At 46.5% G+C, this 12415-nt stretch carries 9 protein-coding genes, 3 tRNA genes and 3 rRNA genes; 14 read left to right on the top strand and 1 reads right to left on the bottom strand.

The annotated features are described in order from the left end of the window. The first annotated feature begins 4 nt into the window (after positions 1–4). Positions 5–76 (top strand) — tRNA-Arg (locus DQN52_RS02195). Between the two features lie 81 nt (positions 77–157). Here DQN52_RS02195 and DQN52_RS02190 read toward each other — a convergent pair. Further along, positions 158–1576, bottom strand: coding sequence for an alanine/glycine:cation symporter family protein (locus DQN52_RS02190; protein WP_003788172.1), 1419 nt, complete (start codon positions 1574–1576; stop codon positions 158–160). Positions 1577–1773: 197 nt separating this feature from the next. On the opposite strand from DQN52_RS02190, the gene DQN52_RS02185 reads away from it, so the two are divergent. From DQN52_RS02185 to DQN52_RS02130, 13 genes are all read left to right on the top strand, one after another. After that, entirely contained in the window at positions 1774–2076 is a 303-nt protein-coding gene (locus tag DQN52_RS02185; RefSeq protein ID WP_003788174.1) for a LysE family translocator, read from the top strand. A gap of 70 nt (positions 2077–2146) precedes the next feature. Beyond that, entirely contained in the window at positions 2147–3418 is a 1272-nt protein-coding gene (purD, locus tag DQN52_RS02180; protein WP_003788176.1) for a phosphoribosylamine--glycine ligase, read from the top strand. 520 nt (positions 3419–3938) lie between these two features. Beyond that, positions 3939–5475, top strand: a 16S ribosomal RNA gene (locus DQN52_RS02175). An 82-nt stretch (positions 5476–5557) separates the two neighbouring features. Then, positions 5558–5634: transfer RNA gene (locus DQN52_RS02170), tRNA-Ile, on the top strand. A 52-nt stretch (positions 5635–5686) separates the two neighbouring features. After that, a tRNA-Ala gene (locus tag DQN52_RS02165) sits at positions 5687–5762 on the top strand. A 393-nt stretch (positions 5763–6155) separates the two neighbouring features. Further along, positions 6156–9044: ribosomal RNA gene (locus tag DQN52_RS02160) — 23S ribosomal RNA — on the top strand. 169 nt (positions 9045–9213) lie between these two features. Further along, a 5S ribosomal RNA gene (gene rrf, locus DQN52_RS02155) occupies positions 9214–9325 on the top strand. Together the 16S, 23S and 5S rRNA genes with 2 tRNA genes alongside form the textbook arrangement of a ribosomal RNA operon. 137 nt (positions 9326–9462) lie before the next feature. Further along, complete coding sequence (locus tag DQN52_RS02150) at positions 9463–9771, top strand: ComEA family DNA-binding protein (RefSeq protein WP_003788664.1); 309 nt, start codon at positions 9463–9465, stop codon at positions 9769–9771. A 222-nt stretch (positions 9772–9993) separates the two neighbouring features. Beyond that, complete coding sequence (gene rpsB / locus DQN52_RS02145; protein ID WP_003788662.1) at positions 9994–10719, top strand: 30S ribosomal protein S2; 726 nt, start codon at positions 9994–9996, stop codon at positions 10717–10719. 84 nt (positions 10720–10803) lie between these two features. Beyond that, positions 10804–11658 (top strand): translation elongation factor Ts, encoded by an 855-nt coding sequence (tsf, locus tag DQN52_RS02140; RefSeq protein ID WP_003788661.1) that lies wholly within the window; start codon positions 10804–10806, stop codon positions 11656–11658. 52 nt (positions 11659–11710) lie between these two features. After that, on the top strand, positions 11711–11884 hold the full coding sequence (locus DQN52_RS11295) for a hypothetical protein (protein ID WP_230466983.1): 174 nt from the start codon (positions 11711–11713) through the stop codon (positions 11882–11884). Next, positions 11869–12084 (top strand): FAD-dependent monooxygenase, encoded by a 216-nt coding sequence (locus DQN52_RS11290; RefSeq protein WP_071461627.1) that lies wholly within the window; start codon positions 11869–11871, stop codon positions 12082–12084. The genes DQN52_RS11295 and DQN52_RS11290 overlap by 16 nt, the downstream gene beginning before the upstream one ends. Further along, positions 12033–12395: an HAD domain-containing protein gene (locus tag DQN52_RS02130; RefSeq protein ID WP_331250423.1), complete on the top strand. Its 363-nt coding sequence runs from the start codon at positions 12033–12035 to the stop codon at positions 12393–12395. The genes DQN52_RS11290 and DQN52_RS02130 overlap by 52 nt, the downstream gene beginning before the upstream one ends. Positions 12396–12415 lie beyond the last annotated feature (20 nt).

The raw sequence follows: 12415 nt of genomic DNA, 5'->3' as shown, positions 1-12415 counted from the left end.
CTGGCTCGTCATAGTTCAATGGATAGAACGTATGCCTCCTAAGCGTAAAATACAGGTTCGATTCCTGTTGGCGAGATTTATAGTAAAACAAAAGTGCAGGCTGCTTTTTCTACGGAAATCCCGTGAAAAAAGCAGCCTGCATTTTTATGCATAGCGATTACTTATCGTGATATTCATGATATTCGTAGCGATACGAAATGCCTTGCCCTGATTTGGATTGCACCAAGTAATCTGCATATACGGCTTTGATTTCTTTGCGTAACAAAAACAGCGCGATTAAGTTTGGAATCACCATAAAGCCGTTGAACATATCCGACAAATCCCACACTAAATCTACTCTTCCCAGCGTTCCCAGCACAATCGCCAGCAACACCAATCCGCGATATACGTTTAAAAATTTGTTTTTGAACAAGAATCGAACATTGGATTCGCCAAAATAATACCAGCCGATAATCGTGGTAAACGCGAAAAAGGTTAGGCAAATGGCGAGCAATCCGCCGCCCAATCCGCCAAACGCGCTAATAAAGGCTTGTTGTGTTACGGCTGCGCCTTTTAAGCCCAATGTATGTGCATCGGTCAGCAAAATCACCAATGCGGTGGCAGAACACACCAAAAATGTGTCAATAAAAATGCTGATGAACGCCGCCATGCCTTGCAAAGCTGGGTGAGCGACATTGGCGGTTGCGTGGGCGTGTGGCGTAGAACCCATGCCCGCTTCGTTGGAAAATAAGCCTCGTGCCACACCATAACGAATGGCTTCGCGCACGCCAATGCCTGCTGCCCCGCCCAATCCGGCTTGTGGATTGAATGCAGCGGTAAAAATATCGTGAACCATGCTGCCGATGTGGTTGCTAAACATAAACAAAATAATCACCGCGCAAATGATGTAAATGACCGCCATAAACGGCACGACTAGTTGCGCAAAATTGGCGATGCGGTTGATGCCACCAATAAAAATTGAGCCAGCCGCAATCGCAATCACAATGCCAACGGCAATCGGTGGAATGCTAAATGCCGATGACACCGCGCTTGCAATGGAATTGGCTTGCACGGCGTTGCCAATAAAACCCAGCGCGATAATCAAGGCAATCGAGAAAAAGCCCGATAAAAATCGCGCCGTGCCGCGCCCCAGTTTGTCGCTCAAACCGTGTGTGATGTAAAACGCGGGGCCACCAATGTATTTGCCATGACTGACGATGCGGTATTTTTGCGCCAAAATGGCTTCGGCAAAAATGGTGGGCATACCAAAAAATGCCGATACCCACATCCAAAAAATCGCGCCTGCACCTCCTGCTGTGATAGCGGTTGCTACGCCTGCCACGTTGCCTGTGCCGATTTGTGCGGAAATCGCCACCGCGAGTGCTTGAAATTGCGACAAGGCTTGGTGGTCTTTTTCACCTTTGTTTTTATTGAATAATCCACCGAGTACCGATTTAAAACCTGCGCCAAATTGCATAATTTGCGGTGCGCCCAAGTAAATCGTAAAAAATAAACCAATGCCCACCAGCGCGTAAATTAAAATATAGTCCCATAAAATACCATTGATGCTGGTTACCAGTTTGGCGATTAAATCCATAGATACAGTCCTGATTTGAGTTGAAAATTTGGGGTTGCATCATAGCGAATTTTTAGATTGTAGTGGCGTTTAATTGAAAAGCAGCCTGCACGTTACAATACGCGCCATTGCATAAACAAAGAGATAGTGATGAATTTAGAAACGTGGCTATTGTTTGTCAGTAGCACTTTTTTATTTCTGCCACGCCAGGTTCAAATATGCTGCTTGCCTTTCAATTTGGACTCAATTATGGCTTCAAAAATCTGTTTTTTGCCGCGCTGTTCCCAAAATTTCTGAATCCAGCCGCACCGTTAATGGCGCAATATGGCATTTTAACCGTATCGTTTGTGGTTATTGAGACGTTTTGGCAACTGATTTATACAGGCAGAGGCAGGGCGTTGGCAGCGTGGTTGAGTGTGGGCAAACGCCTGATGTGGCTCAATCGCATTTGCGGTTTGATTTTTATTGGATTGGCAATCGGATTGTTGTGGGATATTGTGCAGGCTGCTTTGTCTCACTAAACTGCCCTTAAACAACGATTTTCCATTAGAATAAACACTTTTGTTTTCCACCACAAAGAAAGTTCCCAAAATGAAATTACTCGTTATCGGCAACGGCGGACGTGAACATGCCTTGGCTTGGAAATTGGCAAATTCGCCCAAAGTCAAAACCGTTTTTGTCGCCCCTGGCAACGCAGGCACGGCAGCCGAACACAAAGTACAAAATATTCCTTTAACCAACCATGCCGATTTGATTCAATTTTGCTGCGACAATCAAATCACATTCACATTGGTTGGGCCAGAAGCACCGCTCGCCGCAGGTATTGTGGACGATTTCCGTGCAGTAGGTTTGCCGATTTTTGGGCCGACCCAAGCCGCCGCGCAGTTGGAATCATCAAAAGATTTCGCCAAGGCATTCATGGCAAAACACAATATTCCCACCGCACAATACCAAACCTTTGAAAATGCCGAGCAAGCACACGATTACGTCAATCAAAAAGGCGCACCGATTGTGATTAAAGCAGATGGTTTGGCAGCAGGCAAAGGCGTGATTGTCGCCATGACATTGGACGAAGCCCACGCCGCGATTGACGATATGCTGTTCGGCAATAAAATGGGCAACGCAGGCAGCCGCGTCGTGATTGAAGACTTTTTAACAGGCGAAGAAGCCAGCTTTATCGTCATGGTAGATGGCGACAACGTATTGCCCATGGCAACCAGCCAAGACCACAAACGCTTACGAGACGGCGACCAAGGGCCTAACACAGGCGGCATGGGCGCATACAGCCCTGCACCCGTAGTCACTCCCGAAGTCTATGAGCGCGCCATGAATGAAATCATCTTGCCAACTGTGCGCGGTATGAAATCAGATGGTATTGAATTTACAGGATTTTTATACGCAGGCTTGATGATTGACAACACAGGTGCACCGTTTACCATAGAATTCAACTGCCGTTTTGGTGACCCAGAAACCCAGCCGATTATGTCGCGTTTGGACAGCGATTTGGTAGATTTAATTCAAGCCGCGTTGGACAAAAAACTGGACAAAGCCACCGCCAAATGGTCAGACAAAGTAGCCGTAGGCGTAGTGCTTGCCGCGCACAACTATCCCGACACACCGCGCAAAGGCGACGTGATTACAGGCATTGATGCCGCAAACAGCATAGGACACGTTTTCCACGCAGGCACAAGCACCAACGAGCAAGGCGAAATCATCACCAACGGCGGACGTGTACTGTGTGTGGTTGGCTTGGGCGACAATGTGCCATGGGCGAAAAACACCGCCTATCGCGCCGTGGACGATATTCAATTTGACGGAATGCAATTCCGCAGCGATATTGCCGGCAAAGCAATCAATCGCTAATTTAGTAGATAGCAAAGTGCAGGCTGCTTTTTCACGGTTTGTTTGTGTAGAAAAGCAGCTTGCACATTGTTATTTTCATTTACATGATTAAGAGAGAGCATAGCGTTGAGTCGCTCTACCTGTGCTGTGTTGAGTTTACCGAATTCCAATTTCCAAGAAGTTGAAAAATAAAAGTTGTGGAAAAACAGAGAATTGCAAAAAAGTTGTAAAAAAGTGCTAGAAATTATTTGACGGTTTGTGGTGAGTAGCGTATAGTTCGGTTCTTCGCTGCTACGGCGGCGAAGAAAAGAGAATAGCTGACTGATTATACAGAAGTTGGTTAAGTTTTTCAAGGTTTAGAAGTAAGAAGTTCTTTAACAGATAGATTACCGATAAGTGTGAGTGCCTGATGGTCTCACACTGCTTAAAACAGACAAGATTGTTGTTTTAGTTTTTGGTTATACCTTATGGTTGCTAATAATTGAAATAATTCTCTGTCAGTTACTTTGAAGCAGACCAGAAGTTAAGTAAGTTAGAGATTGAACATAAGAGTTTGATCCTGGCTCAGATTGAACGCTGGCGGCATGCTTTACACATGCAAGTCGGACGGCAGCACGAGTACTTGTACTTGGTGGCGAGTGGCGAACGGGTGAGTAATATATTGGAACGTACCGAGTAATGGGGGATAACTATCCGAAAGGATAGCTAATACCGCATACGCTTTGAGAAGGAAAGCAGGGGATCTTCGGACCTTGCGTTATTCGAGCGGCCAATAACTGATTAGCTAGTTGGTGGGGTAAGGGCCCACCAAGGCGACGATCAGTAGTGGGTCTGAGAGGATGATCCGCCACACTGGGACTGAGACACGGCCCAGACTCCTACGGGAGGCAGCAGTGGGGAATTTTGGACAATGGGCGAAAGCCTGATCCAGCCATGCCGCGTGTCTGAAGAAGGCCTTCGGGTTGTAAAGGACTTTTGTTAGGGAAGAAAAGGTTGATGCTAATATCATTAACTGATGACGGTACCTAAAGAATAAGCACCGGCTAACTACGTGCCAGCAGCCGCGGTAATACGTAGGGTGCGAGCGTTAATCGGAATTACTGGGCGTAAAGCGAGCGCAGACGGTTAGTTAAGCAAGATGTGAAATCCCCGAGCTCAACTTGGGAACTGCGTTTTGAACTGGCTAGCTAGAGTGTGTCAGAGGGGGGTAGAATTCCACGTGTAGCAGTGAAATGCGTAGAGATGTGGAGGAATACCGATGGCGAAGGCAGCCCCCTGGGATAACACTGACGTTCATGCTCGAAAGCGTGGGTAGCAAACAGGATTAGATACCCTGGTAGTCCACGCCCTAAACGATGTCAATTAGCTGTTGGGCAACTTGATTGCTTAGTAGCGTAGCTAACGCGTGAAATTGACCGCCTGGGGAGTACGGTCGCAAGATTAAAACTCAAAGGAATTGACGGGGACCCGCACAAGCGGTGGATGATGTGGATTAATTCGATGCAACGCGAAGAACCTTACCTGGTCTTGACATGTACGGAAGAGAGTAGAGATACTCTTGTGCCTTCGGGAGCCGTAGCACAGGTGCTGCATGGCTGTCGTCAGCTCGTGTCGTGAGATGTTGGGTTAAGTCCCGCAACGAGCGCAACCCTTGTCATTAGTTGCCATCATTAAGTTGGGCACTCTAATGAGACTGCCGGTGACAAACCGGAGGAAGGTGGGGATGACGTCAAGTCCTCATGGCCCTTATGACCAGGGCTTCACACGTCATACAATGGTCGGTACAGAGGGTAGCCAAGCCGCGAGGTGGAGCCAATCCCAGAAAACCGATCGTAGTCCGGATTGCACTCTGCAACTCGAGTGCATGAAGTCGGAATCGCTAGTAATCGCAGGTCAGCATACTGCGGTGAATACGTTCCCGGGTCTTGTACACACCGCCCGTCACACCATGGGAGTGGGGGATACCAGAAGTAGATAGGGTAACCGCAAGGAGCCCGTTTACCACGGTATGTTTCATGACTGGGGTGAAGTCGTAACAAGGTAGCCGTAGGGGAACCTGCGGCTGGATCACCTCCTTTCTAGAGAAAAGAAGAGATTGTTAGGTACTCACACTTATCGGTAATTTAGATGAAGATGCGAAGAGCAAGAAGTACACAAAATGGGTTTGTAGCTCAGGTGGTTAGAGCACACGCTTGATAAGCGTGGGGTCGTAGGTTCAAGTCCTACCAGACCCACCAGGATTAGAGAAGCGAATTCAAGTTGTAAAGCTTACGAGAAGTAAGAAATACTGGGGGCATAGCTCAGTTGGTAGAGCACCTGCTTTGCAAGCAGGGGGTCATCGGTTCGATCCCGTTTGCCTCCACCAAGATTAAATAAAATGAAAAATTAGATTGCAAATTAAAGCAAGTTTAGATAAACTGGCGAGCTTACTTTAATTTGCGATATATTTTTTATAAGCGAAAGCTGAGAAGAAGTATAATTAAACGCATCGATCTTTAACAAATTGGAAAGCCGAAATCAACAAACAAAGACAATGTTGTCGATTTGGTTTGGGATGCTGATGCAACAGTATTTCAGGCAGCCTGCAAAGGCAACAAATCGAATAACAAAATTTGGGTGATGATTGTATCAACTAATCTTGAATTCAAAAGGCAAGGTTAGTACACAACAAGCAGTAAGCTTTATCAAAGTAGAGAATCTAAGTTATTTTAGTAGTCAACGCTAAAATAGCAAAGTCAGAAGGTTCTTCAAATGATAGAGTCAAGTGAATAAGTGCATCAGGTGGATGCCTTGGCGATGATAGGCGAAGAAGGACGTGTAAGCCTGCGAAAAGCACGGAGAAGCTGGCAAAAAAGCAATGATACCGTGATGTCCGAATGGGGAAACCCACTGCACTCGTGCAGTATCCTAGTCTGAATACATAGGGCTAGAGAAGCGAACCTGGAGAACTGAACCATCTAAGTACCCAGAGGAAAAGAAATCAACCGAGATTCCGCAAGTAGTGGCGAGCGAACGCGGAAAAGCCTGTATATGATAATGGTTAAGATAGAAGAAGGGATTGGAAACTTCCGCCATAGTGGGTGATAGCCCCGTATTTGAAATCTTAACCATGGTACTAAGTATACGAGAAGTAGGGCGGGACACGTGAAATCCTGTCTGAATATGGGGGGACCATCCTCCAAGGCTAAATACTCATCATCGACCGATAGTGAACCAGTACCGTGAGGGAAAGGCGAAAAGAACCCCGGAAGGGGAGTGAAATAGAACCTGAAACCTGATGCATACATACAGTGGGAGCATCTTTGTGGTGTGACTGCGTACCTTTTGTATAATGGGTCAACGACTTACATTCAGTAGCGAGCTTAACCGAGTAGGGGAGGCGTAGGGAAACCGAGTCTTAATAGGGCGACTAGTTGCTGGGTGTAGACCCGAAACCGAGTGATCTATCCATGGCCAGGATGAAGGTGCGGTAAAACGCATTGGAGGTCCGAACCCACGCATGTTGCAAAATGCGGGGATGAGCTGTGGATAGGGGTGAAAGGCTAAACAAACTCGGAGATAGCTGGTTCTCCCCGAAAACTATTTAGGTAGTGCCTCGAGTATGAGACTGATGGGGGTAAAGCACTGTTATGGCTAGGGGGTTATTGCAACTTACCAACCCATGGCAAACTAAGAATACCATCAAGTTGCTCCTCGGGAGACAGACATCGGGTGCTAACGTCCGGTGTCAAGAGGGAAACAACCCAGACCGCCAGCTAAGGTCCCAAATGATAGATTAAGTGGTAAACGAAGTGGGAAGGCACAGACAGCCAGGATGTTGGCTTAGAAGCAGCCATCATTTAAAGAAAGCGTAATAGCTCACTGGTCGAGTCTTCCTGCGCGGAAGATGTAACGGGGCTCAAATCTATAACCGAAGCTGCGGATATACTTTTGTATATGGTAGGGGAGCGTTCTGTAAGCCTGTGAAGGTGACTTGTAAAGGTTGCTGGAGGTATCAGAAGTGCGAATGTTGACATGAGTAGCGATAAAGTGGGTGAAAAGCCCGCTCGCCGAAAGCCCAAGGTTTCCTACGCAACGTTCATCGGCGTAGGGTGAGTCGGCCCCTAAGGCGAGGCAGAAATGCGTAGTCGATGGGAAACAGGTTAATATTCCTGTACTTTGATTCAATGCGATGTGGGGACGGAGAAGGTTAGGTTAGCAAACTGTTGGAATAGTTTGTTTAAGCCAGTAGGTGGAAAGAGTAGGCAAATCCGCTCTTTCTTAACACCGAGACGTGATGACGAGTGTCTACGGACATGAAGTGACCAATACCACGCTTCCAGGAAAAGCCACTAAGCTTCAGTTGAATCAGAACCGTACCGCAAACCGACACAGGTGGGCAGGATGAGAATTCTAAGGCGCTTGAGAGAACTCGGGAGAAGGAACTCGGCAAATTGATACCGTAACTTCGGGAGAAGGTATGCCCTCTAATGTTAAGGACTTGCTCCGTAAGCATCTGAGGGTCGCAGAGAATCGGTGGCTGCGACTGTTTATTAAAAACACAGCACTCTGCTAACACGAAAGTGGACGTATAGGGTGTGACGCCTGCCCGGTGCTGGAAGGTTAATTGAAGATGTGCAAGCATCGGATCGAAGCCCCAGTAAACGGCGGCCGTAACTATAACGGTCCTAAGGTAGCGAAATTCCTTGTCGGGTAAGTTCCGACCCGCACGAATGGCGTAACGATGGCCACACTGTCTCCTCCCGAGACTCAGCGAAGTTGAAATGGTTGTGAAGATGCAATCTCCCCGCTGCTAGACGGAAAGACCCCGTGAACCTTTACTGTAGCTTTGCATTGGACTTTGAAGTCACTTGTGTAGGATAGGTGGGAGGCTTTGAAGCAGAGACGCCAGTCTCTGTGGAGCCGTCCTTGAAATACCACCCTGGTGACTTTGAGGTTCTAACCCAGACCCGTTATCCGGGTCGGGGACCGTGCATGGTAGGCAGTTTGACTGGGGCGGTCTCCTCCCAAAGAGTAACGGAGGAGTTCGAAGGTTACCTAGGTCCGGTCGGAAATCGGACTGATAGTGCAATGGCAAAAGGTAGCTTAACTGCGAGACCGACAAGTCGAGCAGGTGCGAAAGCAGGACATAGTGATCCGGTGGTTCTGAATGGAAGGGCCATCGCTCAACGGATAAAAGGTACTCCGGGGATAACAGGCTGATTCCGCCCAAGAGTCCATATCGACGGCGGAGTTTGGCACCTCGATGTCGGCTCATCACATCCTGGGGCTGTAGTCGGTCCCAAGGGTATGGCTGTTCGCCATTTAAAGTGGTACGTGAGCTGGGTTTAAAACGTCGTGAGACAGTTTGGTCCCTATCTGCAGTGGGCGTTGGAAGTTTGAAGGGGGCTGCTCCTAGTACGAGAGGACCGGAGTGGACGAACCTCTGGTGTACCGGTTGTTTCGCCAGAAGCATAGCCGGGTAGCTAAGTTCGGAAGAGATAAGCGCTGAAAGCATCTAAGCGCGAAACTCGCCCAAAGATGAGACTTCCCTTGTGGTTTAACCATACTAAAGAGTCGTTCGAGACCAGGACGTTGATAGGTGGGGTGTGGAAGCGCGGTAACGCGTGAAGCTAACCCATACTAATTGCTCGTGAGGCTTGACTCTATCATTTGAAGGACTTTGAAAGTAAACACAAATAATGTAAATACAAAGCAAAGTAATCAAAAAGATAAAGCTTACTGATGAATACAGTTTATCACCGAAATACAGTTGATTAAATAATAAATAACGAAAGAAATTTTTTTCTAACGGCTTACCAATTTGACAGTTTACGTTTGGCGACCATAGCGGTTTGGTCCCACTCCTTCCCATCTCGAACAGGACAGTGAAACAAACCAGCGCCGATGATAGTATAGTCCCTATGCGAAAGTAGGTCATCGCCAAACTCTTTATTACAAACCTCCTGCTAATAATCTATATTCGCGGGAGGTTTTGCTTGCTATTTTCTTAAATAGTAAGTATAGTTTGGTTATGTAGTAAGAGTTTACTTATTCTAGTTAATTTTACCCACCAGGAGGATGTTATGTTAAAGAAAATAGTGTTGTCTATTATTTCATTAGGTGTTACCACACTAAGTTTTGCCCAATTAAATATTAATACTGCAACGGCTGATGAATTGGATAAGCAACTCAATGGTATTGGTCCTGCCAAGGCAAAGGCGATTGTTGAATACCGTGAAAAAAATGGTGCATTCAAATCGGTTGATGATTTAGCTTCTGTGCCAGGTATTAAAATGGCTACGGTGAATAAGTTGCGTGAACAAGCAACTGTGGGAAATGTTGCGGCAAAACCTGTTACAACTAAAGCACAACCCATTACGAAGCCTAAATAAAATTGAAATGATTGCCGTGCAGGCTGCGTTGAATGAAAAAAGCAGCCTGCATTTTTGATAAAAGTATTGTTTAAATAGAGAAAAAAACTTATAATACTGGAGCTTTCCAGCTTGGAAAGTATTTTTTATGTTTTTTAATGCTCGCATTTTTTACGCAAAGGGTGCTTCTGTGTGGAAGTTCTTGTAAAAAGTGTTTGCTTTTAACCCTTTAAGGAAAAAATTATGTCACAAGTTACTATGCGCCAAATGATTGAAGCTGGCGTACATTTCGGTCACCAAACTCGTTACTGGAATCCAAAAATGGCACAATACATTTTTGGTGCGCGTAACAAAATCCACATCATCAACTTGGAAAAAACTGTTCCATTGTTCCAAGAAGCACAAGAAGTAGTGCGTCGTTTGGTTGCTAACAAAGGTACTGTGTTGTTCGTAGGCACAAAACGCCAAGCTCGTGAAATCATCAAAGAAGAAGCGACTCGCGCAGGTATGCCTTATGTTGACCATCGTTGGTTGGGTGGTATGTTGACTAACTACAAAACCGTAAAACAATCGATTAAACGCTTGGAAGAAAAATCTGCTGTTTTGGCAAATGGCGAAGCAAGCGGTCGCAACAAAAAAGAATTGTTGGACATGACTCGCGAAGTAGAAAAATTGGAACGCTCTTTGGGCGGTATCAAAGACATGAAAGGCTTGCCAGACGCGATTTTTGTGATTGACACAGGCTACCAACATGGTACTTTGGTTGAAGCGGCTAAATTGGGTATCCCAGTTATCGCTGTTGTCGATACCAACAACAGCCCAGACGGCGTGAAACATGTTATCCCAGGTAACGATGACTCTGCAAAAGCAATCCGTTTATACTGCCGTGGTATCGCAGATGCGGTTTTGGAAGGCAAAAACCAAGCTGTTGCGGAAACTGTAGCTGCTGCACAAGCTGCTGCTGAATAATACACCTTGTATTTCAGGCTGCCTGAAAGCATTTTTCAGGCAGCTTGTTTTGAATATATCTTATTGAATTGTTTGGAGAACAACATGGCAGAAATTACTGCAAAAATGGTTGCTGACTTGCGTGCGGCTACTGGCTTGGGCATGATGGAATGCAAAAAAGCATTGGTTGAAGCAGAAGGTAATTTTGAAAAAGCAGAAGAAATTTTGCGTATTAAATCTGGTGCGAAAGCAGGTAAATTGGCTGGTCGTACCGCTGCCGAGGGCGTGTTGGCATTTGCGATTAACGGCAATGTAGGCGCGTTGGTAGAAGTAAACTGCGAAACAGACTTCGTAGCAAAAGACGCTGGTTTCGTTGCATTTGCAAACTCTGTGGCGCAAACTGCGGCGGCGAAAAAACCTGCTACCGTTGAAGAATTGGCAGCTTTGGTTGAAGAAGAGCGCAAAGCGGTGATTGCTAAATTGGGTGAAAATATGTCTGTACGCCGTTTCCAAGTGATTGAGACTGACGGTCAATTGGTTGCTTACATTCACGGTGCTTTGGCAACCGAGGGCGTGTTGGTTGAGTTCAAAGGTTCTGAAGACGTGGCACGCAAAGTGGGTATGCACATCGTTGCTGCTAAACCACAATGTGTACGCGAAGACCAAGTGGACGCTGAATTGGTTGAAAAAGAACGCCACATTTACACGCAACAAGCGATTGAATCTGGCAAACCTGCTGAAATCGCAGCGAAAATGGTTGAAGGTCGCATCAAAAAATACTTGGCTGAAGTTAGCTTAAATGGCCAAGCATTTGTGATGAATCCTGACCAAACGGTTGCTCAATTTGCCAAAGAAAACGGTACGGAAATCGTGAGCTTTGTTCGCTATAAAGTGGGCGACGGCATTGAAAAAGCGGTTGTGGACTACGCTGCCGAAGTAGCTGCTGCTGCAAAAGTTTAATCGTTGTTTAAAAGCAGCCTGCACATTGAATTTCATGTGCAGGCTGCTTTTTTTGCGCGATTGCAGCCGTTATTATTTGCAAGTGCCTTTAACTGATAAAGTGGAAGATTGGTCGGACGAGCGTTTTTGGGCGGAATTGAAAAACCGTTTAAGCCCCGAAGCGGCGGAGCGTTTGGTTACTGCCCGAGCTTGGAAAAAAGCATCGCGCCCTTGCGTAGTTTTGTGAGCGAGCTGATGCGTTGGCATTCGCTGTTTTGGGCGGTCGATGCGGCGCACATTGTGCCACCCACAGGCGCAAAAGGCTTGAATTTGGCGGCTGGCGACGTGCAATGTTTGGCAAATGCGTTTGAAGATGTTTATTTTCAAACGTACCCATTTTTGAACAATTTTTCAGGCTGCCTGAAAATCAATACGCGCAATTTGTGATTTCTTCCACATGGCGCAATCAATACGCGCTGTCGGATTTGAAACATTTTTTCAGCCCCGATTTCCGAGAGCGCATTATTGGCATTACGCCCACATTGACTCGCATCGCTTGGACAGGCAGCCGCGAGCGCGAAATTGGTGTGTGGCGCAACGAACACAATCGCCTATCCGAGCCGTGGATTGCGCTAGATGATATGCCCGAATTTTTTGAACCCGAATGCGCGAATGTTTTTTATTGCCAAGCGCAAACAGGTTTTACAGAAAAGGATTATTCTGCTTTGATGGCGCATATTTCGCGGATAATGCGATAATTCCCCCATTCCAATTATTT

Source organism: Kingella kingae, assembly GCF_900475905.1.
In the GTDB taxonomy this organism is placed as follows: Bacteria; Pseudomonadota; Gammaproteobacteria; order Burkholderiales; family Neisseriaceae; genus Kingella; species Kingella kingae.
This window is presented reverse-complemented; position numbering and strand designations above follow the sequence as displayed.

Excerpts from the sequence above, each read along its gene's own strand:
- DQN52_RS02190 (WP_003788172.1), bottom strand. The coding sequence starts at position 1,576 with ATGGATTTAATCGCCAAACTGGTAACCAGCATCAATGGTATTTTATGG.
- DQN52_RS02185 (WP_003788174.1), top strand. The coding sequence starts at position 1,774 with ATGCTGCTTGCCTTTCAATTTGGACTCAATTATGGCTTCAAAAATCTG.
- purD (WP_003788176.1), top strand. The coding sequence starts at position 2,147 with ATGAAATTACTCGTTATCGGCAACGGCGGACGTGAACATGCCTTGGCT.
- DQN52_RS02150 (WP_003788664.1), top strand. The coding sequence starts at position 9,463 with ATGTTAAAGAAAATAGTGTTGTCTATTATTTCATTAGGTGTTACCACA.
- rpsB (WP_003788662.1), top strand. The coding sequence starts at position 9,994 with ATGTCACAAGTTACTATGCGCCAAATGATTGAAGCTGGCGTACATTTC.
- tsf (WP_003788661.1), top strand. The coding sequence starts at position 10,804 with ATGGCAGAAATTACTGCAAAAATGGTTGCTGACTTGCGTGCGGCTACT.